General features: G+C 40.4%; 20 protein-coding genes. 14 read left to right on the top strand and 6 right to left on the bottom strand.

What is annotated here, in order from left to right; genetic code table 11:
• Positions 1 to 10 precede the first annotated feature (10 nt).
• Positions 11 to 640: a hypothetical protein gene (locus EWM59_RS19810; protein ID WP_130022987.1), complete on the top strand. Its 630-nt coding sequence runs from the start codon at positions 11 to 13 to the stop codon at positions 638 to 640.
• 142 nt (positions 641 to 782) lie between these two features.
• Entirely contained in the window at positions 783 to 1,394 is a 612-nt protein-coding gene (locus EWM59_RS19805; RefSeq protein WP_130022986.1) for a hypothetical protein, read from the top strand.
• A gap of 243 nt (positions 1,395 to 1,637) precedes the next feature.
• Here EWM59_RS19805 and EWM59_RS19800 read toward each other — a convergent pair whose 3' ends face one another.
• Positions 1,638 to 1,883 (bottom strand): hypothetical protein, encoded by a 246-nt coding sequence (locus tag EWM59_RS19800; RefSeq protein ID WP_130022985.1) that lies wholly within the window; start codon positions 1,881 to 1,883, stop codon positions 1,638 to 1,640.
• Positions 1,884 to 1,989: 106 nt separating this feature from the next.
• On the bottom strand, positions 1,990 to 2,883 hold the full coding sequence (locus EWM59_RS19795; protein ID WP_130022984.1) for a LysR family transcriptional regulator: 894 nt from the start codon (positions 2,881 to 2,883) through the stop codon (positions 1,990 to 1,992).
• A gap of 115 nt (positions 2,884 to 2,998) precedes the next feature.
• Here EWM59_RS19795 and EWM59_RS19790 point away from each other — a divergent pair, with 115 nt between their 5' ends.
• The 8 genes from EWM59_RS19790 to EWM59_RS19755 all read left to right on the top strand — a co-directional run bounded on the left by EWM59_RS19790 (position 2,999) and on the right by EWM59_RS19755 (position 16,337).
• Complete coding sequence (locus EWM59_RS19790; protein ID WP_130022983.1) at positions 2,999 to 3,475, top strand: GNAT family N-acetyltransferase; 477 nt, start codon at positions 2,999 to 3,001, stop codon at positions 3,473 to 3,475.
• Positions 3,476 to 3,552: 77 nt separating this feature from the next.
• Positions 3,553 to 4,974 carry a pyridoxal phosphate-dependent decarboxylase family protein gene (locus tag EWM59_RS19785; protein ID WP_130022982.1) on the top strand — a complete coding sequence of 474 codons (1,422 nt, stop codon included), beginning with the start codon at positions 3,553 to 3,555 and terminating at the stop codon, positions 4,972 to 4,974.
• A gap of 45 nt (positions 4,975 to 5,019) precedes the next feature.
• Positions 5,020 to 5,748, top strand: coding sequence for a tRNA1(Val) (adenine(37)-N6)-methyltransferase (locus tag EWM59_RS19780; RefSeq protein ID WP_130022981.1), 729 nt, complete (start codon positions 5,020 to 5,022; stop codon positions 5,746 to 5,748).
• Between the two features lie 13 nt (positions 5,749 to 5,761).
• A complete protein-coding gene (locus tag EWM59_RS19775) occupies positions 5,762 to 6,727 on the top strand; it encodes a glycosyltransferase family 2 protein (protein WP_130022980.1) in 966 nt (321 codons plus the stop codon).
• A 25-nt stretch (positions 6,728 to 6,752) separates the two neighbouring features.
• On the top strand, positions 6,753 to 8,051 hold the full coding sequence (locus EWM59_RS19770) for a M20/M25/M40 family metallo-hydrolase (protein ID WP_130022979.1): 1,299 nt from the start codon (positions 6,753 to 6,755) through the stop codon (positions 8,049 to 8,051).
• A gap of 325 nt (positions 8,052 to 8,376) precedes the next feature.
• Positions 8,377 to 10,707 carry a penicillin-binding protein 1A gene (locus EWM59_RS19765; protein ID WP_130022978.1) on the top strand — a complete coding sequence of 777 codons (2,331 nt, stop codon included), beginning with the start codon at positions 8,377 to 8,379 and terminating at the stop codon, positions 10,705 to 10,707.
• An 880-nt stretch (positions 10,708 to 11,587) separates the two neighbouring features.
• Positions 11,588 to 14,638 (top strand): SusC/RagA family TonB-linked outer membrane protein, encoded by a 3,051-nt coding sequence (locus tag EWM59_RS19760; RefSeq protein ID WP_130022977.1) that lies wholly within the window; start codon positions 11,588 to 11,590, stop codon positions 14,636 to 14,638.
• A 13-nt stretch (positions 14,639 to 14,651) separates the two neighbouring features.
• A complete protein-coding gene (locus tag EWM59_RS19755; protein ID WP_130022976.1) occupies positions 14,652 to 16,337 on the top strand; it encodes a RagB/SusD family nutrient uptake outer membrane protein in 1,686 nt (561 codons plus the stop codon).
• A 127-nt stretch (positions 16,338 to 16,464) separates the two neighbouring features.
• Here the strand turns inward: EWM59_RS19755 and EWM59_RS19750 are convergent, their stop codons facing one another.
• Positions 16,465 to 16,818, bottom strand: a complete 354-nt coding sequence (locus EWM59_RS19750; RefSeq protein WP_130022975.1) for a DoxX family protein — start codon at positions 16,816 to 16,818, stop codon at positions 16,465 to 16,467.
• A 258-nt stretch (positions 16,819 to 17,076) separates the two neighbouring features.
• On the opposite strand from EWM59_RS19750, the gene EWM59_RS19745 reads away from it, so the two are divergent.
• Positions 17,077 to 17,454 carry a winged helix-turn-helix transcriptional regulator gene (locus EWM59_RS19745; RefSeq protein ID WP_229239396.1) on the top strand — a complete coding sequence of 126 codons (378 nt, stop codon included), beginning with the start codon at positions 17,077 to 17,079 and terminating at the stop codon, positions 17,452 to 17,454.
• On the opposite strand, the gene EWM59_RS19740 is transcribed toward EWM59_RS19745, so the two are convergent.
• Positions 17,405 to 17,974 (bottom strand): P-loop NTPase family protein, encoded by a 570-nt coding sequence (locus EWM59_RS19740; protein WP_130022974.1) that lies wholly within the window; start codon positions 17,972 to 17,974, stop codon positions 17,405 to 17,407. The genes EWM59_RS19745 and EWM59_RS19740 overlap by 50 nt on opposite strands.
• 170 nt (positions 17,975 to 18,144) lie before the next feature.
• Here EWM59_RS19740 and ffh point away from each other — a divergent pair, with 170 nt between their 5' ends.
• Positions 18,145 to 19,461 (top strand): signal recognition particle protein, encoded by a 1,317-nt coding sequence (ffh, locus tag EWM59_RS19735; RefSeq protein ID WP_130022973.1) that lies wholly within the window; start codon positions 18,145 to 18,147, stop codon positions 19,459 to 19,461.
• A 106-nt stretch (positions 19,462 to 19,567) separates the two neighbouring features.
• Here the strand turns inward: ffh and EWM59_RS19730 are convergent, their stop codons facing one another.
• Complete coding sequence (locus EWM59_RS19730; protein ID WP_130022972.1) at positions 19,568 to 20,854, bottom strand: OmpA family protein; 1,287 nt, start codon at positions 20,852 to 20,854, stop codon at positions 19,568 to 19,570.
• A 119-nt stretch (positions 20,855 to 20,973) separates the two neighbouring features.
• Here EWM59_RS19730 and EWM59_RS19725 point away from each other — a divergent pair, with 119 nt between their 5' ends.
• A complete protein-coding gene (locus EWM59_RS19725; RefSeq protein WP_130022971.1) occupies positions 20,974 to 22,701 on the top strand; it encodes an IlvD/Edd family dehydratase in 1,728 nt (575 codons plus the stop codon).
• 53 nt (positions 22,702 to 22,754) lie between these two features.
• Positions 22,755 to 23,459 carry a hypothetical protein gene (locus tag EWM59_RS19720; protein ID WP_130022970.1) on the top strand — a complete coding sequence of 235 codons (705 nt, stop codon included), beginning with the start codon at positions 22,755 to 22,757 and terminating at the stop codon, positions 23,457 to 23,459.
• 87 nt (positions 23,460 to 23,546) lie between these two features.
• Here the strand turns inward: EWM59_RS19720 and lpdA are convergent, their stop codons facing one another.
• Positions 23,547 to 24,947, bottom strand: coding sequence for a dihydrolipoyl dehydrogenase (lpdA, locus tag EWM59_RS19715; RefSeq protein ID WP_130022969.1), 1,401 nt, complete (start codon positions 24,945 to 24,947; stop codon positions 23,547 to 23,549).
• Between the last annotated feature and the right edge of the window lie 285 nt (positions 24,948 to 25,232).

The following is a 25,232-nucleotide window of genomic DNA, read 5'->3' as shown; positions in this document are numbered from 1 at the left end:
AGTTTTTGCCATGAAAAAAATCTTTACCCTTTTGGTTACCTGCCTGATAGCCAGTACTTATGCTATTGCCCAACACTCAGAGGCTACCCCCGGAACACTAAAAGCGTCTACCCTTGCGGGGGTCGGCAAACGTCCTGTTTTTTCAGATACTGCCGGGGTATTGGTGAATCAGTTCACAGGTAGCGAATTGTATCTTTCAATTCCGGCTGCCGACTTCCGCAGTATCAACGACCAGGGACCTGTTAATTTTACTATTGGTGAAATAGCCGGCAATGGGGGTACCAATATGCGGTTGATAGCCCCTGCCGGATACTTACCTTATATAGTAAGAGTAAAGAAAATGCGGGTTTGTGTGAAAGACAATCTACCCTCAAATTTAACGGTAGATTTATATCAGGTGTACCCCGACCCAAGCCTTACCGCACTTACCACAACAACGCTGACTACTGTTGCCTCCTCAGGTGCTGACCCTAAATACCGTTGCTTCGATAAAGAAGTCAATCAGGTTTTCGACTATTCCAAATTCAGTTATTATTTACAGGCAAGACCTGTTCCCGGTGGAACAGATAATGGGATATGGGGGTATAAAATCGAAGAAATGTCGTTAGTGCATGTGATTCTGTTCTATGAATATTTATAGTAGTAGAATTGGAGAAAATATCACCATTAAATAATTTTAACTCGGATTTGTTAGAGCTAAATTTTAGCTTACCACAACTTTACTAATCATTGATGAATAAGTATGTACATTTTTAATAAAGTGGTATCAAACTTATTTTAATATGAAACACATACTTTTGATAATTTTAGGAAGTTTGTTGTTTGGAGCTTGCAAAGAAGCAGTGCCTCCAACAAACGCTGACGGTTTTCTGCTTGAAAGAGAGAGAGCCGAGTTTCGTGGTATATATCTGGACAAAGAAGTAGTAATTATCGAAAATGATTCTACTATAAAAAACCTTTCCGGTAAAGTTTTATCAGGAGGCAACCCTAACGAATTTTATACTGAGTTTCCTGTTGGTATTATACTTTCATGGAATAATGGTAGGCAGTTTTTAGGGATTCAGTTGTACCCTGTGCGATTTTATGCTCGTGATGGAAATAAAGATAGTAGTTTTAATCAATTAAAGAAATTATGCACATTAGGAAAAAAGCCAAAACGTAATGAACAATGGTCTATTTTTAGAGAAAATCCAAATGGCATAAACTTAAACTATCTTTATGGTAACGGAGATATTGAAATTATTGATGTTCGCGAAGTACCAACCGAAAAAATCACGATTGCTTCCGGTTATCATCCTAAAACACTATGGGTAACATATAAAATAAAGGTCAATTTCGAAAACTCAGATTCAATTGATGGAACATTGAAAGTGAGATATAGTATATATTGGTAATTAGGCTATACAATTCTATAGGACTTTATATTTATAGTTATCAGTAGAAATGTAACTACAGAAAAACCATAAAATCGTAAGGAAATCTGAATGATTTGATGCAGATAATCGACACATTGGACAGATTTGTTGTCTATTAAAAATATAAGTCGTAACTTTCCACTTTAGTCACAGCAAAACATTTTGGAATAGGGCTACTCACTTGAGTAGCCATTATTTTTTTGCGTAACTTCAAATGCCAATTCAGGAGCAGAAAACAGGAGAATTGTGTTCGTGATTTTTTTTGTTTCCGGATTTTACGTAATTGCGGATAACTATACAGGCTTCGAAATATTCTTTCATTTCGTAGAAGCGTAGCAGCTCATGAAGTTCTTCCATATCCAGGCCACATACAAATTGACCTAAATCTTCTAAGGATAAGCTCAACAGCAGTTTTTGTGACGGCAATGTAAGCACATTGCCCCCATTTCGTTGGTAGGGATTTGACATTTATCTGGGATTCTATTAGTAAAAGTAACTCGGGCTATATCGAAATTGTTTAACAAAAATAAAAAATATTATGTAATAATTTACACAATTTAAAAAATAGCATTTGTTATTTAATCTTTCCCTCGTTTACCACCTTATTAACCATATCAAAAAACCGCTCTAATTCTTTTTCCCTGCCTCGTAGCCATACCATTCGCATTTCAGATTTTGCCCTGATGTCTGTCAGTTCAATATGTCTTATATTCATATTCTGCCCGCTCAGGGCCGATTTTGGCTCTATAGAAACGCCAACGCCTGCCTCTACCAATCGCAAAACTGTATTGGTATTGCCTGATTGATAAGCTACTTTCGGAATAAATCCATAATTCTGGCAAAGTGCCTCTATGCTTTCTACATAGCCCGAACTCTCACTGCGTGAGGGCAATATAAAATTCTCGTCGGCCAACTGGGCTAATGAATGAAAATTGCTATCATTCAGCCAATGGTTTTCGGGGAGTAATATCACAAAATTTTCGGCATAGAGTGTACGTGCATTGATTTCTTTAGGTACAATCATGTTGGGGCCAAAGCCTACATCAATGGTTCGGTTGAGTAATGCATTGATTTCATAAACATTGGTTGACTCCAACAGCACGGTTTGCATAGAAGGTATTTCTTTCTGAATTCTGGTCAGAATAGCCGGCAATAAAAACTGCATAGACGAACTTGAATGGGCAATACGAATCTCTCCACCCTCGCCCCTATGTATCTGGGCGGTGTGCTGGCATACCCTTTCAAAATCTTCTAAAATTCGTTTGGCTTCGTCTCTGAAATAAATACCAGCCTCAGTAAGTTCTACCTTTCTTTTGTGGCGGTTAAAGAGTACTACTCCTAAATCTTCTTCCAATTGCATTATCTGACGGCTCAAAGCAGGCTGGGCAATATAAATATCTTCTGCGGTTCTACGATAATTGAGTCTTTCGGCCAGTTTTAAAAAATTCTCTATGGTCCGTAAATCCATAACGTCTATTTAAAAAGAAAAATAAATAATGCCTTAAACGCATCATTTAATCAAAATTAAGTATTTTTTGTTATCATAAATAACTATTTGCTTTGCAGTTGTAAATCATACCTCTATGCAAAAGCTATTACAACCCATTACCCTTACAGAGAATCTTGAGATTATACAGGCCGATTCAGCACACGTTGCCGCAGTTGCCGAATTATTTGATGCTTACCGCCGATATTATGGACAGGCATCAGATATGGAAGGAGCTAAAAAGTTTTTAGCAGCACGCATAGACAATCAGGAATCGGTTATTTTTTTAGCCTTAGAAAACAATCAGCCCATCGGATTTACCCAGTTATATCCCATGTTTTCGTCGGTTTCCATGCGTCGCTCCTGGACACTCAATGATTTATTTGTGAAAGAAACTCTCAGAAGCAAAGGCATTGGCAAAGCCTTGTTAACTACTGCACAGCATTTTATCACACAACAAGGGCATAAAGGTTTATTATTAGAAACCACACCCGACAATACCCAAGCGCAAAGTTTATACGAGCGTTTAGGTTGGGTACGTGAGCAAAACCATTACTATTTCTGGCAAGCCTGAACATTTATAGGTTGTCAGTTATTAGAAAAAAATAGAAATTATAGATTGAAACAGTTGCAGTAAAACAGATATATGGCATGGAATCTCCCTTACAAAAAGCATTTTCTTCAGATAGTTTCCGTCAACAGGCACATACTTTAGTTGATTTACTGGCTGACTATCTCGAACAGGTCCAAAGCGGTAGTTTAGAGACGGTTATCCCCTATAAAGACCCTGAAGAAAACCTAACTTTCTGGCAGGAAGATTATGAGCAAGGGCAAGGTGATGTAACTGAATTTTTCAGAAAAACTATCAATCATTCTATTCATCTGCATCATCCACGCTATATGGGGCATCAGGTTACCCCACCTGTACCTGTTTCTGCATTGGCAGGTATGCTTACCGGGCTGCTTAACAATGGCATGGCAGTATATGAAATGGGCCTGGTCTCAAATCCTTTAGAACGTATTCTTTCTGAATTATTAGCCCAAAAGATAGGATTCGATAACCATGCCAATGGCTTACTTACTTCGGGTGGAACTTTGGCTAATCTGACGGCTTTATTGGCGGCAAGAGCTGCTAAAACCGATGTATGGGAAAATGGCAATACTGAGCATCTGGCAGTAATGGTATCAGAAGAAGCACATTATTGTATAGACCGGGCGGCACGCATTATGGGTATGGGCAGCGAGGGAATCATTAAAGTACCTACTAACGAACGTTTACAGATAAGAACCAATTTATTAGAACAATACTATCAGGAAGCAACAGACAAAGGTTTGCAGGTAATAGCTATCGTTGGTAGTGCCTGCTCTACCTCAACCGGAAGTTACGATGATTTAGAAGCCATTGCCGCCTTTGCACAAAAGCATCAACTCTGGTTTCATGCCGATGGAGCGCATGGGGGTGCCGTTGTTTTTTCTGACCGATACAAGCATCTAATAAAAGGCATGAATCAGGCTGATTCAGTGGTGATTGACTGGCATAAAATGCTGATGGCGCCTGCCTTAACAACTGCTTTAATTTTCAAGCGTGGTGATGATGCTTTTAAAACTTTTCAGCAAAAAGCGCAGTACTTATGGGCGAATCAACATTCGAAAGACTGGTTTAATTCGGGCAAGCGTACGTTTGAATGTACCAAGCTGATGATGAGCGTAAAAGTTTATGCCATACTGAAAGCACACGGCGAACAGATTTTTACAGATAATGTTGAATATCTCTACGACTTGGGCAAAACATTTGCCACACTCGTGAAAGCCAGACCCAATTTTGAATTGGCTTTAGAGCCTGAAAGCAATATTGTCTGTTTCCGTTTACTCCATGAATCAGCATCTTTGAATGAATTAAATGCCAATATCAGAAAAAGAATATTAGAAGAGGGCAAATTCTATATTGTGCAAACTACTTTGGGAGATAAATTATACTTAAGGGTATCCATCATGAATCCACTTACTACTGAAACAGATTTAGTGGCTTTGTTGGATGAAGTAGAAAGGTTGGGAAAAGTTGTTGCTTCTTAAATTAGTCAAAAAACGCTATCTTCGCCCCTTTTAAAGCATAAAAGGGTGCCAAAATCTTATTTCCAGTTCAAGCAATTCATCGTCCATCAGGATAAATGTGCCATGAAAGTGTGCACAGATGCCTGTATTTTAGGTGCCTATGCTGATGTATCAGCAGCAAATAAAATTCTGGATATTGGCACCGGGACAGGGCTTTTGTCGCTCATGCTTGCTCAGAGAAGCAAGGCAACTATTGATGCCGTTGAAATAGATAATGATGCCTACACACAGGCAAAAATCAATATTGCCGAAAGCCCATTTGCTGAGAGGATAACCCTTCATCAGCAACCTGTTCAGCAATTCAGCCGTGAACAGTCAGGTGATGTCAATCCTCTATACGATTTAATTATCTCAAATCCGCCTTTTTATCAGAACTCCCTGCCATCGCCTGATGCGCAGACCAATAAAGCACTACATGCTGAGACTCTGACTTTCAGTGAATTAATTGAGGTAGTTGTCAGCTTATTGGCTGCTGATGGTCGTTTTATTGTGCTACTCCCACCGTTTGAGGCAGACCAATTAACAAGAGTAGCTCAGAAAAAAGCATTATATTTGTCAGAAAAACTACTGATACAACATAATCCTCAGAAAGCGGTGTTCAGGGTTATCATGACCTTTCAGAAAAGGTCTATATCAGAATACCGGGAAGATACGTTAGCGATTCATGAAAAAAATTCAAATACGTATGCGGATAAATTCCGTCAACTGTTGAGCGATTATTACACGATTTTTTAGAACTTTGCCTTTAATGAACCAAGCACTTCAAATATCAGTCGTTATCCCTTTATATAACGAAGCAGAATCTTTACCCGAACTACACGACTGGATTGTGAGGGTGATGCAGGAAAATAACTTTACTTACGAAATTCTTTTTGTTGACGATGGCAGTAATGATGATTCCTGGGAAGTAATTCAGAGCCTTGCCAAGCGAAATACCAAAGTAAGAGGCTTTAAGTTTGTGCGTAATTATGGTAAAACTGCTGCTTTACAAACGGCTTTTGTACAAGCTAAAGGCAAAGTTGTTATTACAATGGATGCCGACTTACAGGATAGCCCCGACGAAATTCCTGAATTATACCGGATGATTACCGAAGAGAAGTATGATTTGGTATCAGGATGGAAAAAGAAACGCTACGACCCTATTACCAAAACACTTCCTACCAAATTATTCAATGCGGTATCCCGTTGGGTGTCGGGTGTACATTTACACGATTTCAACTGCGGGTTGAAGGCTTATCAGTCGAGAGTAGTAAAAAATATTACGATTTATGGCGAAATGCACCGGAATATACCTATTATAGCCAAATGGAATGGTTTCAGGAAAATAGGTGAGAAAGTAGTACAACACCGGGCCCGTAAATATGGCACCACCAAATTCGGATTAGAGCGTTTTATCTTTGGTTTTCTCGATTTACTGACCGTTGCCTTTGTTAATAAATTCGGTCGCCGCCCTATGCACTTTTTTGGTACGATGGGCGTACTTTCGTTTATGGTAGGTACAATACTGGCACTCTACCTGATTTTTGAAAAATTGTATAATATCAGTCAGGGATTACGCTACCGGAATGTAACCGATAACCCGATGTTTTTTCTGGCATTAGTAGCCATTATTATCGGTTCACAATTATTTTTAGCAGGCTTTATCGGCGAATTATTTGTTAAACAGACTTTTAAAAAAGACGAATATCTGATTGAACAAAAAACAGACGATTAATATTTATCAAATTCATCAAACTAATATGCAAATCATCAGACTAACCCTTATCCTCTTTCTTATCACGTATGTCTCTCAGGCTCAAAAGGTCAACAAACTCATTAAAGAAGCAGAAGTAAAACGCATCATCAGTACTTTAGCAGCCGATGATATGATGGGAAGAAACTCCATGCAACCCCGGCAGATTGAAAAAGCCACCGCTTTTATTGCTGATGAATTTAAGAAAATTGGCTTACAGCCCTTGAAGGGGCTGAGTGGCTATCGGCAGGAGTTTCCGATTACCAAAATTGACGGATTTGTGAGTGCAGAGGTAATGATTAACGGTCAGGTGATACCTAAAGATAAATATGCGTTATTGTCGGATAATGAAGAAATAAACTGGACGTCGAATATTCCTGTAGTAATCGTAGGCGCAGGCGATACTTTTAATCCTAACCAGTATATGAGCGATTCTACCAGTAAAATAGTGGTAGTAGATGCCGCCCATGAGTCTAAACTGGCAGGTATTAAACGTTTCCTGAATCGCACGAGATTATTGTCTAAGCCTTATCCGAAAATGGCAGGTAATATTTTGCTTGTATCGGGTATCAGTTCGGTAGAAAATTATTCTGTAAAAATCAAACAACGCAAAGAAGCGTTTATGATGACCAACGTAGTAGGTGTGTTACCGGGCAAAAGCAAGCCTGATGAAATGGTTGTGTTTTCAGGTCATTACGACCACCTCGGTATTCAGAAAGCGGTAGATGGCGACTCGATTGCGAATGGTGCTGACGACGATGCTTCGGGTACAACGGCAGTTATTGCTTTAGCCAACTATTTCAAAAAGCTGAAAAATAACGAAAGAACCATCGTTTTTGCAGCCTTTACAGCCGAAGAAATCGGTGGTTTTGGGTCTAAATATTTCTCGCAACAATTAGATGCCGACAAAGTAGTGGCCATGTTTAACATTGAAATGATTGGTAAAGCCTCTAAATGGGGTATCAATTCAGCCTTTATTACAGGCTTTGAACGCTCTGATTTTGGCACTATCTTACAGAAAAACCTGAAAGGTACTGCTTTTACGTTCAACCCCGACCCGTATCCGCAACAAAACCTTTTCTATCGTTCTGATAACGCTACGCTGGCTCGTCTGGGGGTTCCGGCACATACCATTTCTACCGACCAGATTGATACGGATAAATTGTATCATAGCGTAAATGACGAAGTAGAATCATTAGATATACAGAATATTGTGGCTACTATCAGAGCCATTGCGCTGAGTTCTCAAACCATTGTAGCAGGCACAGATACCCCTACAAGGATTGATAAGAGTACGGTGAAGTAAAATATGAATTACATACAGAGTAACAGCGACTGAAGTCGCCGGCTAAGATAACAAAGGTAATTTTTGATACACGCCCGACTTAAGTCGGGCTTTTATATAAAAATATTCCTTTGTTTTTTTAGCCACCGAATTCATTCGGTGAAATTCATATTAATAAGTTTTTTAACAACCCTACCCCACACAATAATTAACCAAATCTTTCGTATGATAGGTATCATTTGCATAGGTTATATGTACAGAAATTGAGATTTTAACCCTGTAACCTTTTGCAACAATACACAAAAATGCTTACGTTTGCTTTATATAACACCCTTTCCTCACCAAAATGAAGTTTACATTCCCGGAATTAGAAGCAGGTAGATATAAAAAAATCATTTCAAGAATCTGGAAGTTTACAGGCTTTACAGCACTGGCAGTTGTTGTATATCTGATAGCCGTGAGTTTCAACCTTTTCTGGCTGTTTGGTAAAATGCCCAGCCCCGAAGAAATCGAAAACCCGAAAAGCGATGTAGCTTCTGAAATTATTTCTGCCGATGGAAAAGTAATCGGTAAGTTTCTTTACGAAAACCGTAGTCCTATCGAGTTCAGTGAACTCTCTCCCAATATTATTAATGCCTTGGTAGCTACCGAAGATGCCCGTTTCACGGTACATTCAGGGATTGATGCCCGTAGTACTCTGCGTGTGGTAACAGGGCTTTTTACAGGCCAGAGAAAAGGGGGCGGTAGTACTATTTCGCAACAGTTGGCTAAAAACTTGTTTAAACTGCGTGAAATTGATTATTACAAAGGTCCTTTGTATGCAGTGCCGGGTATCAGACAGATTATTATTAAAACCAAGGAATGGATAACCGCCATTAAACTGGAGCGCAGATATACCAAGCAGGAGATTATGGAGAAATACCTGAACACGATTGAGTTCAGTAGTGGAGCTTTTGGTATTCGTTCGGCCACCAAAACTTACTTCAAAAAAGAACCAAGCGAAGTAACCCTTGAAGAGGCCGCCGTATTGGTGGGCATGATTCAGAACCCTTCACGTTTCAATCCTAAATTTCATCCGCAAGCCTCTAAGGGTCGTCGTAATATTGTTTTCGACCAGATGGTGAAATATGACAAGTTATCACCTGCCAGAGCAGAATCATTGAAACAAGTACCTATTACCCTGAATTATCAGCCTGAAAGCCATAATACAGGTCCTGCACCTTATTTCAGAGAGTTTCTGAAAGGCTGGCTGAAAGACGAAATTGCGAAAGAAGGCTACGACCCCGACGATATTTATACCAAAGGTTTCAAGATATATACGACCATAGACTCTCGTATGCAGCTTTATGCCGAAGAAGCATTAAGAGAGAACATGAAAGACCAGCAGAAGAAATTTTATGAACACTGGAAAGGCCGTAACCCGTGGACAATTGAGAAACCGGGTACTTCAGGGGTTTATACAGAGATTCCTAATTTCATAGAAAACATTGCTAAAACTACCCCTCGTTACCGTGAATTAAGAGAAGAGTATGATGGAGATATGGATAAGGTGTGGAAAGAGATGAACCGCCCTACCAAAATGCGTGTATTTTCGTGGAATGGTGAAAGAGATACCGTGATGTCGTCGATGGATTCTATCCGATATTATAAATTTTACCTACATTCGAGTTTTCTCGCAATGGACCCACGCAACGGACAAATCAAGGCATGGGTAGGTGGTATTAATTATAAATATTTTAAATACGACCACGTAAAACAAGGAAAAAGACAACCGGGCTCAACCTTTAAGCCGTTTGTATATGTTACGGCCATTGATAATGGCTTTTCGACCTGCGAACACGTAGTTGACCAGCCTATTACGATTTCAGTACCGGGCGGAAGCTGGACACCTAAAAACTCTGATGGGGTCTATAGCTATCGTTCGCTCACGCTACGACAGGCTTTAGGACAATCTATCAATACCGTGAGTGCTTATCTGATTAACCAGTTCAAAGCAGGAAATGTCATTAATTATGCCCATAAGTTGGGTATCAAGAGCAAATTAGATGAAGTACCCGCGCTTTGTTTGGGTATCAGTAATGTTTCTTTGTATGAAATGCTGGCCGGTTATTGTGTATTTGCCAACTCGGGCAAATATACCGAGCCTATTTTTGTAACACGTATTGAGGATAAAAACGGAGAGTTAATCAAAGAATATTATTCAGATAGCAAAGAAGTAATCAGTCAGGAGACGGCTTACAAAATGATTCACCTGATGCGTGGAGCTACACAACCGGGTGGTACGGCCTTTGGCGGACTTTCAAGATACGGCGTTTTAGACGGAAACGAGGTTGCCGCTAAAACGGGTACAACCTCCAACTATTCAGACGGCTGGTTTATGGGAATTACACCTACGCTGGTGGCAGGAGGCTGGACCGGTGGAGACGACCCGACCATACACTTCCGGACAATTGCCCTGGGGCAAGGAGCGAGGGTATCGTTACCGACGTGGGGAATGTTCTTTCAGAAAGTATATGCCGATAAAAATCTGGAATACAAAAAGGGCTCATTTCTGAAGCCCTCGACTGTCTCAATATCAGGAGACTGCGTATTTGCGGCAGGAGAAGGGTATCATATTGATTCAACTCAAAAGTACACTCCGCCTACTGCAAAACCTGCTGATGACGACCAACTATAGCCTAAGCTACTGACCTGTAAAACGTTTCGTTTCAGGCAGCCATTGGTACTAAGTTCATATCCGGTATTGCTTCTACTTCTGTAGATTCAACGACCATATATGCTTTCTTAGGTTGTCTCTTAGCTGCAAATTCGTTCCAGTTCGAAATAACAACGCTGATTCCGCAGACTAAACTTAGTATGATATACGGAATTTGGATTAGTATTACAAAGAAGTGTGACATACAAATATTAGTTTCATGGTATTATACCTTAAAACCAAAATTCTGTGCCATAGCTAATGTATGCGAATGTTTCAAAAGGTGAGGAATGTTTTCCTCACCTTTTGCCTTATTATGAACTACCTCATAAAATATACCTTGCGTTTTCTTCTATTGTGCGTGTTTGAAGCCCCCAATTACGTAGCAAGACAACGTTAATCTCCCCCTCATGCCTGGTCTCCTTAACAATTGCTTAATAGCCTGATAACATTGGCAGAATACTAAAAGACTACTTTTGCGGCTGAAAATTAATAAAATCAAGGTTAAAGGTAACAAAGTGCAGGAAATTTCATCAACCAATAGTGTTAGTCTTCCAATTGTCAATTATTTCCATTTTTTGACCCGATTTCTCAAAAGATTTAAAACGTTTGCGCAACGATTTAAAACGTTTGCATAAAACATCTTAAAAATAATAATATTTTTTATTGTTATAATGCAACAAATTTCAAGAAATCACTAATTAACACCCGTAATCTGAAGATTCAAAATATACCTTGCCGGAGCAGTCTGATGTAAGGTAGAAATTGTTTCACTTTTCTTATGCACTATTATTTATCGCAATACCTCACCCTTTGTAAGTACACTGTTAGAACATCTAATTGTTTAATTAATCATCTTATTATGAAACACCTTTCTACCTCTCCCCCACCATTGAAATTCCTTTTGGGGGTATTTTTGTTTGCCATTCTGTCTATGCCACAGGTATACGCACAAAAGGCAATATTCGCCAGTGTGAAAGACTCACGTAATAGCAGTCAAGTTGATAGCAAGGCTGTAGAAATTTCAGTTAAAGGAACTGTAACAGATGCCGGAACAGGCGAGCCTCTGGTAGGTTGCAGTGTGATTCTGAAAGGCACTCAGAAAGGCGCCACTACTGATGCAAACGGTAACTACTCTATCTCAGTACCTGACGAAAAATCTGTACTCGTATTCGGATTTATTGGTTATAGCAAACAGGAAATAACCGTAGGCAACAACACTACACTTGATGTAAAACTGGTATCCGAAGCATCTGACCTGGCTCAGGTAGTGGTAATCGGTTATGGTAGTGCGGCTAAAAAAGATATGACAGGTGCCGTAAAATCGCTGAAAAGCAGCGAGTTTAACAAAGGTATCATCAACTCTCCTGAGCAATTATTACAAGGTAAAGTAGCGGGTGTAAACGTTACCTCTGCCAGTGGTGAGCCGGGCGCTGCGCAAAGCATCACTATCCGTGGTCCGGGAGGACTTCGTACAGGTAGTACCCCTTTATTTATTCTGGATGGTATGGCGCTGGATAACTCAGGTACAGGTGCTGCCATTAACCCTTTGACCTTCCTGAACCCACAGGATATTGAGTCAATAGATGTATTGAAAGATGCTTCTGCTACAGCTATCTACGGTTCTCGCGGTGCTAATGGCGTTGTTTTAATTACTACCAAAAAAGGTAAAGCAGGCTTCTCAACGCTTACTTATTCAGGAAGTGTAGGTATCTCAAAAGTTGCCAGAGCATTACCTGTATTTACGGCTGATGAATTCAGAACTCAGGTAAAAGCGGTAGGTGGTGTATTAGAAGACTTAGGCGGAAATACCGACTGGCAAAGTGAAGTAATGCAAACAGCTATTACACAAAACCATAACATATCGTTAGGCGGTGGTGCAGATAAACTGACTTACTATGGCTCATTTGGTATTCAGAATCAGGAAGGTATCCTGAAAAACAGCAATCTGAACCGTTATACAGGTCGTATTAACGTTACACAAAAATTCCTGGACGATCGTCTGACTGTTGATGTGAATCTGAACGCTACTTATACAACTAACTCAAGACCTCCGACCGAAAGTTTAATCGGTGGCTCTATTTCAGCCAACCCGACATATCCGGCGTATGACGATAACGGTAGACCTCGTAACTATCCGAACTTTACCAATCCGTTAATTACACTCAGATTACAGAAAGATGCCTCTACCGTTAACCGTGTAATTGGTAATATCTCTCCTTCGTTCAAAATCACAAAAGATTTAGTATATAAACTAAACTTTGGTATTGATAACTCGACAGGGGTACGTGATATTCAGTCTTTGGCCAATTTAGAGCCACAACAAGATGGTAGATTAGAAACTTACAATACCTGGAACAGAAATAAGCTGATAGAAAATTATCTGACTTATACGCTGAACACAGGTGCGCATAACATGACGGCATTGGTAGGTCATTCTTACCAGAAAATATTTGTGCAAGGTCGTAATACAAGCATCAACAAATTCCCGATTACAGACATTGAGCCTATTTATAACCCGGGCTTAGGTCAGGAGTTGACATTGGCTAATAACAAACCGGGTGGCTATGCACTGGTAAATGAACTACAATCGTTTTTCGGTCGTGTAAACTACCAGTACAAAGACAAATACCTGGCTACTGCTACTGTGCGTGCCGATGGTTCGTCTAAATTCGGTGCTAATAATAAGTATGGTGTATTCCCGTCGTTCTCGTTGGGCTGGAGAATCTCTGAAGAAGAGTTTATGAAAAACGCAGGTTTTACAGATTTGAAACTGAGAGCAGGTTGGGGACAAACCGGTAATCAGGAGATTCCTGCAAAAATTACCCAGGCCTTGTTTACTTCAACTGTATCTTCTTCTACCAGTTATCCGTTATATCCAACAGGTGCATTCCCTGCCGGAACATCTTATACCCGTTTGGCTAATCCTAATATTCAGTGGGAGGTATCAACCCAAACAAACGTAGGTCTTGATTTTGGTTTGTTCCGTGGTGCTTTAACAGGAGCTATCGATTATTTCCAAAAAGTATCTAATAACATTTTATTAGAAGTAATCCCTGCTGACCCTGTTCAACCGGCTGGTACTTTCTGGACTAACGTGGAAGACATGAAGATTATCAACAAAGGTCTTGAAATCGAATTGAATTACCGTTACACTGCCGGAAACGGATTAAGATTTGATATTGGTGGTAACATGACTTTCATCAACAATATTGTTAAAAACTCTCCATATACCGTTATTCCATCAGGTAGTGCTTCGGGTTCTGGTTTAACTTCTGCCACTATCAATGGTTATGTAAGCGGACAGCCTATCGGTACTTTCTTCCTGAAAGAATTTACCGGATTTGACGACAAAGGTATCAGCACTTACAGAGACGTGAATGGTGATGGCGTAGTAGGCGACAACGACCGTATTGCCGCAGGTAGTGCTCTACCAACCAAACAATACAATATCAATGGTAATGTTTCTTTCAAAGGCTTCGATTTAGCTGTTAACTTCAATGGTGTATCAGGTAACAAAATCTATGATAATACGGCCAATGCTAACTTCTATAAACTGAGATTATCAAAAAGTTTGAATACCACCCCTGAAGCTATCGCTAACCCGACTGAATCAATCAACAACTCGGCTCCGGTTTCTACGAGATTCCTGAAAGATGGCGCATTCTTCCGTTTAAACAACCTTTCTTTAGGCTATAATGTCAATACAAAAGCCATTGGCCTTGGTAAATGGGTATCAGGTTTAAGACTATCAGTAACCGGACAAAACCTGTTTGTGATTACTAAATACGATGGTTTCGACCCAGAGGTAAACATTGACAGAACTATCGGTGGTATTACTTCTTATGGTATTGATTATTTAAGTTATCCTAAAGCCCGTTCGGTAGTATTCGGCCTGAACGTTTCATTATAAAATTTTAGAACACATGAAAAAGAAAATATATACAACATTAGCACTTGCCGGCTTGTTGGTTTTGAATAGCTGTACAGACCTGAATGAAATAATTCTGGACGAAACGTTTGGCTCAAACCTGACTGATAAACAAGCGGTAGAGGGAATTATAGCTCCGGTATATGCCCGCCTTCCCGATATCTTTAACCACACAAACCATTTTGCCTTACAGGAGATTTCGACTGACGAAGCTATCTTACCCTATCGTGGTGGTACTGACTGGGGTGATAACGGTATTTACCTGGCCATGCACGCCCATACACACGGTGCCAATGACCCGAATATCCGTAATACCTGGAACCTGATTCTACAAGGTATGTCAAGAGCCATCACGGCTATTAATACGTTGCCAACCATGAACGACCCATCAGCCAAAACTTTTTTAGCTGAAGCCAGAGGCATGAGAGCTTATTACTCAATGCTTACTCTGGATTTGTTCGGTCTTGTTTTCGTTAAAAATGATGTGGGCGAAACCTCAAAAATTATCAGAGGTGAAGAAGCCTTTGAGTACATTAAAAGTGAATTGCTGGCAGTTGAACCAAACCTTGAAACAAATGTAGGACCAGGCAGATTAACCAAAGGGGGTGCCTGGTCTCTATTAGCCCGATTGTATCTGAATGCAGCCGTATATCGCGACAGATATGCTACACAATTCAACTTCAAACCTGAAGATATGGATAAAGTGATAGAATACTGCGATAAAATCATTTCATCGGGTCAGTATCAGTTATCAAGAGATTATTTTGCTATTTTTAACGATGATAACCACGATAACAAAGAGTTGATTTTTGCAGTTGACCAGAGAGCCGAACTGAACGGCCACAACCGTATGGCTTATTTCTCTATCTCAGGCGACCAGTTTCCGCTTTATAATTTCCCGGCTGCTAATGGTACCGATGGCCCTGCCATTACTTCTGACTATTATCGCACCTGGGTAAATGCCTATGGTGATAAAGACCCTTCAGTTGACCCACGTTTCTATAAACAGAATATTTCTATCTATACCAATCCTGCTGACTCTTGTGTAGCCGGACCGGATTTCAATATCGACCGTGGTATCTTACGTGGTCAACAGTATGGGTTAGTGAGAAAAAATGGGGTTTTTGTAAAATGCTCAAATGGTAATTTTAAAGTTGCCAAATTAAATTACGATACCCGTAACAGATCGGATCTACCGGTTAACTTCTCAGAAAAAGTTGACTTTACAGTAGAAGGCAGTAACTATAATACAGGCTACCGTGTTGAAAAATATCAGTTCAGCAAAAAATCGGCCAGTGGCAGAAACTTCGGTGATGCTGACATTGTAATCACTCGTCTGGCAGATATTTATCTGATGCGTGCAGAAGCTAAATTGCGTAAAAGCAATGATGCTGCTGGTGCATTGGCTGATGTAAACACTGTGCGAGCCGCAAGAAACATTACTACACCTCCGCCAGCATTAGCTACTATGACATTAGATTTATTGTTCCGTGAGCGTGGTTTTGAATTCTACTGGGAAATGGTACGCCGCCCGGATATGATTCGTTTTGGTAAATATGAAGGTACCTGGACAGAAAAAACCAATAACGACCCTAAGAAAAGAATCTTCCCGATTCCTCAGACAGCTATTGACGGAGCGTCTAATATCCCGGGTTATTTAAAACAGAACGAAGGATATTAATCGCTTACTTACCTATTCTTTAATTAGTGGATTAAACCCCACACCCCAACCCCTTTCCCCAACTGTGGGGAGAGGGGCTTTTTTTTGTCCCTTCCCCATTGTTGGGGAAGGTTAGGATGGGGTTGTCCTACCCTACCACAAAATTACTCTTATCTTTCAGGTAGAAACCAATCCAGGCTAAGGCTATCAGCGCAAATGCAACCGGATTAGCACCGCCACCAAGTTCTACGGCAGCCGCACCACCCAGATAAGATACTATCAGATAGAAGCCGATTTTATAGGTTTTGGGTATCCAGAATAAAATCACAAAAACGATTTCGGCAATACCCAAAATAGTAATATAAGGCCCATAGCCTCCTTTGGTCATACCTGTTACCACTTGTTCACTGCCTATAATTTTCATTACACCACTCATAACCAACATGAATGATGGAAGTGCCATAAAGATAATGGCCAGAATTTTTTGTGTTTTGCTTGACATGATTTTTTATGTTTTAAGTATTTAGAAATAAAGTCTATGGTAATACACAAAACAGAGAGAATAAGTTTACGTTTGGAAGTTAATTTCTTTTAGAAAGTAGTTTCCTTTAAGAAACTATCTATTAAGGCAAAAGTAGGAGAATAATTTGTTTAGATAGTAACAGGTAAGAAATCAGATATACTTTCGATAGTGTACAATGATAGAATTTGTGATTATATTTGTTATTCTTACTAACGCCAAGCAGATAAGATTTTTAAAATGATGACAAAACAAGTCGCTGATACAACAGATACACAAGAACACAACCCTGCGCAATGCAGCCAACACATGGTGGCTGTTCAGGATGCAATGGATATTCTGAGCGGTAAGTGGAAGATTATGATTATAGGCTCATTGAGCTTTGGAAAAAAGCGTTTTATGGAATTGATTCGTGATGTAACTGGTATTGGTGCTAAAATGCTTTCAAAAGAACTGAAAGACCTCGAAGACAACGATTTAGTGAAACGTACGGTTTATGATACCAAGCCTGTTACGGTAGAATATGAGCTAACCGAATACGGCCACACCTTAAAAGAGGTTATAGGTTCTATAGCCCAATGGGGCTCCGAGCATCGGAAGCGGATTTTTGGGAAGTAATTTTCTCCAAAATCATTTCTACCCGCTCCTCCACACTATAATCTCCCCTAATTTCTAATACAGGGCAGGTTTGTTGAGCCAGCCAGTTTTCATGTGCGGCGAGGGTTCTTCCTTGGGTAGTATTATTATCATACCCTTCAGCCCAGTTCAGAAAATCATTGTACTGCTGGTTTCTGGTAGGGTCAGTAAAAATAATATCGCCATATCTTTCTAACTCCCGTTTTCTGAGCCGCTCCATTCTTAGCTGATGTGGGATATATAAAAACACAATCAGGTCAAAAGCTATGGCTAAATCCCATTTTAATAAGGAGCCACCTATTATCCAGCTATCATATTTCAGACTGTCTGTTTCAAGCATCTGGTTTCTTACCGCCGGATTTCGTTTGGTGGTAAAAGGAGGATTGGTTTTTTCCCAGAAATACGCATCACTGTCAAAATAAGGAATATTAAGGTAATTGGCTAATGCTTTGCCTAAAGTTGTTACCCCGCTGCAAGAGGCCCCTAAAATATGGAGTTTCATAAAATGTGTAATGTGCTTAGGGTGCAAAGATACAGAATAAGAATTTTGAAGGAATCCTTTTAAAAAAACTATTACGCTTTTATTGTTAAAATCTTAACTTTGCAAATTGTTATCAAAATACTTTTCCTTAGCTGGAATCCATAAGGGAATAATCATTAATAGTCTGAAAGATGTTTGAAAATTTAAGTGATAAACTCAATAAAGCTGTCAAAACCCTCAAGGGGCAAGGTAGAATCTCTGATATTAACATTGCTGCAACGATAAAAGAAGTACGCCGTGCCCTGATGGATGCCGACGTAAACTATAAAGTTGCTAAAGACGTAACCGACCGTGTAAGAGAAAAAGCCATCGACCGCAAGGTAATGATTGCCGTAGAGCCGGGTCAGTTATTCGTTAAAATTATTCAGGAAGAATTGACCGAGTTGATGGGTGGACAAGCCCAGAGTGCTAACCTGAAAGGTTCTCCTGCCATTGTGTTGATTGCGGGTTTACAAGGTTCAGGTAAAACCACTTTCTCGGGTAAATTTGCCAATTACCTGAAAAAACAGGGCCGCCAGATATTATTGGTAGCCTGTGATATTTATCGTCCTGCGGCTATTACCCAGTTACAGGTATTAGGCGAGCAGATAGGCGTAGAGGTGTATGCCGAGCCTGAAAGCAAAAATGCCGTTGACATTGCCAGAAATGCCATTGCTTTTGCCAAAAGTAAAGGAAAAAATATAGTCATCATAGATACAGCCGGACGTCTGGCTGTTGATGAGGTGATGATGAAAGAGGTTGAAGACATCAAAAAAGCAGTAACCCCGAGCGAGATTCTGTTTGTGGTTGACTCCATGACAGGTCAGGATGCGGTGAATACGGCCAAGACTTTTAATGAGCGTCTGGATTTTGATGGAGTAGTACTAACCAAACTTGATGGTGATGCCCGTGGTGGTGCGGCACTTTCTATTAAAACTGTGGTAAATAAACCTATCAAGTTTATTTCGACAGGTGAGAAAATGGAAGCGCTTGATGTGTTTTATCCTGATCGTATGGCAAGCCGTATCTTAGGTATGGGTGACGTTATCTCGTTGGTAGAACGTGCACAACAAGCCTTTGATGAAGACGAAGCCAAACGTCTGAACAAAAAAATGCGTGAGAACAAGTTTGACCTGAACGACTTTCTGACGCAACTGGAGCAAATCAAGAAAATGGGTAATATCAAAGACCTGATGGGGATGATTCCGGGCGTAAGCTCGCAGATTAAAGACCTTGACATCAGTAATGACTCTTTTAAACCGATAGAAGCCATTATTCGCTCTATGACACCAAAAGAGCGTGAAAAACCGGATATTATTGACGGTAGCCGTAAGAAAAGAATTGCTACTGGTAGTGGAACACAGATTTTGCAGGTAAACAACCTTCTGAAACAATTTGACCAGATGCGGTCTATGATGAAGAAAGTAAACCAGATGCAGACAAGCGGTAAAATGAAGAGTTTTAAATAATAGGATTTGCCAACACTATAAATGACGGTTCGCCGTCATAGTTGGTGAGCATAAAAAAATACCTCGTCAATCGGCGAGGTATTTTTTTATGCTGGAATTATGATTCTTATTTTGACACAATTTTTATATCTGCTTTATCGCCACTACCCTGAATACCAATGGCATCAATACGGGTGTCGGTTATGCCTGCAACCAATAGCCTTTTCTTGATAGCAAAGGCTCTTTTGGTAGCCATCACTTTATTATCAAGACCTACGGCATCTGTCGAATGTCCCTGAATTCTGATTTGCATCTTAGGGTATTTCTTCAGCAACTCGGCTAACTCATTGATGGAAGCCGTTGACTTATCATCTAATGCCTGCGAACCTTTCACAAATGACACCTCTTTCATGGTAAAAATCTGGCCTGCCGGTTTGGTTTTATCAGTCAGATACGGGTCCAATTCTTGTGTTAAAGAGCCTCCTCCAACAGGTGTTGCAGGTGTTGTCGCTTTCAGAGTATCTTTCAAACCTACCGAGTCAACTGCTGCTGTCCCTGAACTATCCAGACTTGCAATAGTTGAATCCATCACTATCGTTTCATCGGCAGTTGTGGCTACCTGAGCAGGCTTATAGTAGTTTTCATAATAATAATATCCTCCGGCCGCTGCGGCAATTACTACCAGGAAAATCAACAACCATTTTACCGGAAATGCTGAACCCTCGCTTGAATATTCCTCCTCTTCGGTTTCTACTACCTGTGGGGTAGTGGTAGGCACACCTGCAACCGACTTAGGTTTTACCGAAGCAGGCTTAGGAGCAACCACACGTTTGTTGCTTGAATTAGAAGTAAATTTAGGAGAAAGCAATTCCTGCAAACCTAATTGCGGAATCATCTTTTCAACCAATTCCTCTGGTGTTCTTTTAAACAATGGCTCATGGTGTTCGGCTAAATAAGTAGTCAAAGCATCCACATCCATTTTATTATTACTGATTTCTCTGCTTAAAGCATCAATCAGAACTGGAGTAGCCAAGCTCGAATACATCGTTGATGAATTCTTCTTGATTCCGGCATACGTCCCTATCATACTGATTAATGGGCTCTTGTAAGCAGGGAAAACCTGACTTATCAATCCATCACCAGTCTTTAATATCCCATCTAATTTATCTTTCTTACTTAAATAAGACATTATGTCTCCTATCAGTTCTCCCCCTTGGTTACCCTTCTGTACCTGGTTGTAAAGCATGTTTACACTCATGGTACTTCCGGTTCGTCTTACTAATCCTGCAATTAACGTGCAGAATATTCCATCAATTGCTTTTTTAGTTTTCGTAGGCTCTTCGTCGGTCAACTTGGCAATTTTTGATACAACTTCATCAGTCATTGCCTCGTTCAACGTATCAAATAAGTTCATAATGTTCAATTTTTAAGTCATTCAAAATTAATTCCAACAAATTTCTTAATTTGGTTGCAAAACAACACAAAAATAAGGATTATTGATAAATTTTTTTGCGTTTTTCTCTAACTTAAATTATGACCTCTGAAAATACAACAAAACTTCGTAGCCAGGACTGGTTCGGAAAAGAAGGAAAAGATGGATTCATTTACAGAAGCTGGATCAAGAATCAGGGCTACCCTGCACATCAGTTTAAAGGCAAACCTGTCATAGGAATCTGCAATACATGGTCAGAAGTAACCCCCTGCAACGGCCATTTCCGGGAGCTGGCACAATCGGTTAAAAATGGTGTTTATGAAGCCGGGGGCTTCCCTTTAGAGTTTCCGGTAATGTCATTAGGCGAAACACTGATTCGCCCTACGGCCATGCTTTACAGAAACCTCGCTGCCATGACCGTAGAAGAGAGTATCAGGGGCAATCCTTTCGATGCCATTGTATTACTGACAGGCTGTGATAAAACCACGCCATCGTTGGTAATGGGCGCCGCAAGTGTTGACTTACCTACCATTGTAGTACCGGGCGGCCCCATGTTAAGCGGACGTTTTCAGGGCAAAGCTATCGGTTCGGGAACTGATGTATGGCGTTTTGCAGATGATGTAAAAACAGGCAAAATGACACTTGAAGAGTTTGAAGATGCTGAAGCCTGTATGAGCAGAAGTATCGGGCACTGCTCTACAATGGGTACCGCTTCTACAATGGCAGTAATGGTAGAGGCTTTAGGCCTTACCCTACCGGGGGCATCTGCCATACCTGCGGCAGACTCCCGTAAAAAAGTATTGGCGCACATGTCGGGCATGAGAATTGTAGAAATGGTGAAAGAAAATATGCTCCTCTCGTCGGTTCTTACACGTGAAGCCTTTGAAAATGCCATCATGATGAATGCGGCTGTAGGTGGCTCAACAAATCTGGTATTACATTTGCTTGCTATTGCCGGGAGAATAGGTGTGGAAGTTGATTTGGAAGATTTTGATAAAATAGGCAGTAAAATGCCATTCCTGTTGAACCTGATGCCGTCGGGCAAATACCTGATGGAAGATTTCTATTACGCAGGCGGGCTTCCGGCAGTAATTAAAGAAATGTCTGGCTTTTTACATAAAACAGCTATTACGGTTAATGGCAAAAGTCTGATTGATAACTCGAAAGGTGCCAAGATATGGAATGAAGAGGTAATTGCTACTGCTGAAAACCCTATTCTACGTGAGGGAGGAATTGCAGTGGTAAAAGGTAATCTGTGCGAAAACGGCGCAGTAATCAAACCTTCGGCCGCATCGGCACATCTGATGCAACATACAGGCAAAGCCGTAGTTTTTGAAACCATAGAAGACTATCATGCCCGCATTGACGACCCCGATTTGGAGGTGGACGAAACCTGCGTACTGGTCTTGAAAAACGTAGGACCCAAGGGTTATCCGGGTATGCCCGAGGTTGGCAACATGCAATTACCCAAAAAGATATTAGAAAAAGGTATTACCGACATGGTGCGTATTTCAGATGCCCGTATGAGTGGTACCGCTTATGGAACAGTATTCCTTCATGCTTCTCCTGAATCGGCCGTGGGTGGTACGCTCGGATTAGTACAGAATGGCGATTTGATAGAGGTAGATGTACACAATCGTAAAATACACCTGCATGTATCAGACGAAGAACTGGCAGAAAGACGCAAAAACTGGAAACCTGTTGATTTAGGCTATAACCGTGGGTATGTTCAGCTTTATATTAATACGGTTACTCAGGCAGACAAGGGGGCAGATTTAGACTTTTTAGCCGGAAAATCAGGCCATGAGGTTCAGAGAGAATCACATTAGTTGAACTTAAATATTTGAGCCTGTATGTCATCATGCAGGCTCTATCTACCCTGATGAATACAAGATACATAACTGCTACTTTACTCTTACTGATTTTAGAATTTTTTCTGCTTGACCTACCAGAAAAAGAAAGTGTTTTCTGGATAGCCATTGCAAGAATTATTGCAGCTATTATATTGACAGTCTGGTACTATCAACACCGCAAGCCCTTACCTACCCTCATTGATAAACTTTTTATCCTGACACTGATATTACCGATTCCTATCTCTTTATGTGTCATCTTCTTTCCGGCTTTAATAAAAGATTTTAATCTCATTATCCACGCCTGTATTTTATGCCTCTGGGCAGGTATTTTTAAGCTTATGGGTTCTAAAATAAAATATCAGGGAGCATTGTACAAGTTCCTGCGTGTCTTCCCGATCTATGCAATAGTACCCCTCTTGTTTTATATATTTACACTGCATACAGCCTTACCGGTCTTAGATAAAATTCTGCTTTTATGCTATGCTTTCATCTATATATATACAAGTACATTAGCTTCTTTTTTACCCATTAGTGAGTCAGACAGGTTCTGGATAAGCTGGAGTGTGGTATTAATGGCATTTGCCAATTTTCTTGTTTTCTACAGCATTTTCATCGAACAATTGCCGTGGTTGGGTTTCATTCCCCGAACCATCGTAATTGTAGCCCGTTGCATCCTGATTTTAGGTATGGTCGATTATTTCGCTGTCAAACAACCTGCGAAGGCAGCTATGTGATGAGTGATTAATTGCGAATTAGTGAATGCGGACGCGCGGCGTCCGCATTCACAATTCACGATTAATTCTATCACTAAATTATGCTTCCTACGTATGTATCGGTCGGTTATCAGTAGCAGCTAAAGCGGCTTCTTTGACAGCCTCCATATAAGTCGGGTGAGCATGAGAGGTGCGTGAAATATCTTCGGCACTGGCTCTGAATTCCATTGCCATCACCGCTTCGGCAATCATGTCGGCGGCTCTGGCGCCTATAATATGTACACCTAAAACCTCGTCGGTATCTTTATGGGCTAAAATCTTTACCAAACCATCTGTGTCTCCACTGGCAGTAGCACGTCCGAGAGCTTTAAATGGAAACTGACCCGATTTATAGCTGATACCTTTGGCTTTGAGTTCTTCTTCTGTTTGCCCCACAGAGGCCACTTCTGGCCAGGTATAAACTACTCCCGGAATAAGGTTATAATTGATATGCGGTTTTTGGCCGCTCATGGTTTCAGCTACCAGCACACCCTCTTCTTCGGCTTTGTGTGCCAGCATTGCTCCACGTACCACATCACCAATGGCATAAATGCCTTTTACGTTGGTTTCAAGCGTATGCTCGTCAACAACTACTTTACCTCTGTCGGTAGTTATACCTACGGCTTCTAAATTCAAGCCATCCACATAAGCTCTTCTACCGATACATACAAGACAGTAATCACCTTTGATTTCTACAGGTTTGCCATCTGCGCCATCGGCCGATACCAATACTTCTTCGCCTAAATTTTCAATTTTAGTAACTTTAGTATTGAAGTAAAAATCAGTACCTAATTTCTTTACTGCCTTCTGCAACTCTTTGCCCATTGTTTTATCCATCGTCGGAATCATGGAATCGGCAAATTCTACAAAGGTTACTTTAGCTCCTAAACGGGCATATACCGAGCCTAATTCGGCACCTATTACCCCTGCCCCTATCACAATCAGATGTTTGGGTATTTCGGTTAAAGTTAAAGCCTCAGTACTGGTAATAATCCTTTTTTTATCATAATTCATAAAAGGCAGAATCGTAGGTTTTGAGCCTGTGGCAATAATCACTTTCTCAGTACTTATCTGTTCTTCAGAACCGTCAGCCTTTTTAATTTTGATGTTATTTTTATCAATAAAAGAACCAAAACCGTTATAAACCGTAATTTTATTCTTTTTCATCAGGAAGTTAATTCCGCCGTTCATCTTCTCTACCACGCCTTTTTTACGGGCCATCATCTGCTCAAGATTTACCTTAGGCGCAGGGATTTCAATGCCGTGTTCGGCAAAATGATGCGTTGCATTATAGAAATGTTCTGACGAATCGAGCAAGGCTTTTGAGGGAATACAGCCCACATTCAGGCAAGTACCTCCTAAAACATTGTATTTTTCAATAATGGCGGTTTTCATACCTAACTGGGCAGCTCTGATAGCCGCCACGTATCCTCCGGGACCGGAGCCTATTACCGTAACGTCGTATTGCATTAGATTAGATTTTTATTCGTTTTCTGTCTTCAGATAAGCATTTCAGCCTACGTTTATAGTACTAATATTAATAAGTTTAGATATGGGGGTCTCTTCTTGTTTTGCAAAATTACCCCTATTTGACTTTTTTTATCATCTTACAGAGAATATTTTTTAGACCCAGAAAATAAAAACCGTCTTAGCTCTTGCTTAAACAAGACATTTTGACCAATATTGTTATACAATACTTTCGATGTCTCAAAATGAAGTTCGGTTTGCTTTATAAGCAAATTCTGAACCGGACTA

Origin of the sequence: Emticicia agri (genome assembly GCF_004168285.1) — a bacterium.
Taxonomy (GTDB): Bacteria; Bacteroidota; Bacteroidia; order Cytophagales; family Spirosomataceae; genus Emticicia; species Emticicia agri.
Note: the sequence above shows the minus strand (reverse complement) of the source record. Positions and strands in the feature narration are given on the sequence as shown.

Excerpts from the sequence above, each read along its gene's own strand:
- EWM59_RS19810 (WP_130022987.1), top strand. The coding sequence starts at position 11 with ATGAAAAAAATCTTTACCCTTTTGGTTACCTGCCTGATAGCCAGTACT.
- EWM59_RS19805 (WP_130022986.1), top strand. The coding sequence starts at position 783 with ATGAAACACATACTTTTGATAATTTTAGGAAGTTTGTTGTTTGGAGCT.
- EWM59_RS19800 (WP_130022985.1), bottom strand. The coding sequence starts at position 1,883 with ATGTCAAATCCCTACCAACGAAATGGGGGCAATGTGCTTACATTGCCG.
- EWM59_RS19795 (WP_130022984.1), bottom strand. The coding sequence starts at position 2,883 with ATGGATTTACGGACCATAGAGAATTTTTTAAAACTGGCCGAAAGACTC.
- EWM59_RS19790 (WP_130022983.1), top strand. The coding sequence starts at position 2,999 with ATGCAAAAGCTATTACAACCCATTACCCTTACAGAGAATCTTGAGATT.
- EWM59_RS19785 (WP_130022982.1), top strand. The coding sequence starts at position 3,553 with ATGGAATCTCCCTTACAAAAAGCATTTTCTTCAGATAGTTTCCGTCAA.
- EWM59_RS19775 (WP_130022980.1), top strand. The coding sequence starts at position 5,762 with ATGAACCAAGCACTTCAAATATCAGTCGTTATCCCTTTATATAACGAA.
- EWM59_RS19770 (WP_130022979.1), top strand. The coding sequence starts at position 6,753 with ATGCAAATCATCAGACTAACCCTTATCCTCTTTCTTATCACGTATGTC.
- EWM59_RS19765 (WP_130022978.1), top strand. The coding sequence starts at position 8,377 with ATGAAGTTTACATTCCCGGAATTAGAAGCAGGTAGATATAAAAAAATC.
- EWM59_RS19760 (WP_130022977.1), top strand. The coding sequence starts at position 11,588 with ATGAAACACCTTTCTACCTCTCCCCCACCATTGAAATTCCTTTTGGGG.
- EWM59_RS19755 (WP_130022976.1), top strand. The coding sequence starts at position 14,652 with ATGAAAAAGAAAATATATACAACATTAGCACTTGCCGGCTTGTTGGTT.
- EWM59_RS19750 (WP_130022975.1), bottom strand. The coding sequence starts at position 16,818 with ATGTCAAGCAAAACACAAAAAATTCTGGCCATTATCTTTATGGCACTT.
- EWM59_RS19745 (WP_229239396.1), top strand. The coding sequence starts at position 17,077 with ATGATGACAAAACAAGTCGCTGATACAACAGATACACAAGAACACAAC.
- EWM59_RS19740 (WP_130022974.1), bottom strand. The coding sequence starts at position 17,974 with ATGAAACTCCATATTTTAGGGGCCTCTTGCAGCGGGGTAACAACTTTA.
- ffh (WP_130022973.1), top strand. The coding sequence starts at position 18,145 with ATGTTTGAAAATTTAAGTGATAAACTCAATAAAGCTGTCAAAACCCTC.
- EWM59_RS19730 (WP_130022972.1), bottom strand. The coding sequence starts at position 20,854 with ATGAACTTATTTGATACGTTGAACGAGGCAATGACTGATGAAGTTGTA.
- EWM59_RS19725 (WP_130022971.1), top strand. The coding sequence starts at position 20,974 with ATGACCTCTGAAAATACAACAAAACTTCGTAGCCAGGACTGGTTCGGA.
- EWM59_RS19720 (WP_130022970.1), top strand. The coding sequence starts at position 22,755 with ATGAATACAAGATACATAACTGCTACTTTACTCTTACTGATTTTAGAA.
- lpdA (WP_130022969.1), bottom strand. The coding sequence starts at position 24,947 with ATGCAATACGACGTTACGGTAATAGGCTCCGGTCCCGGAGGATACGTG.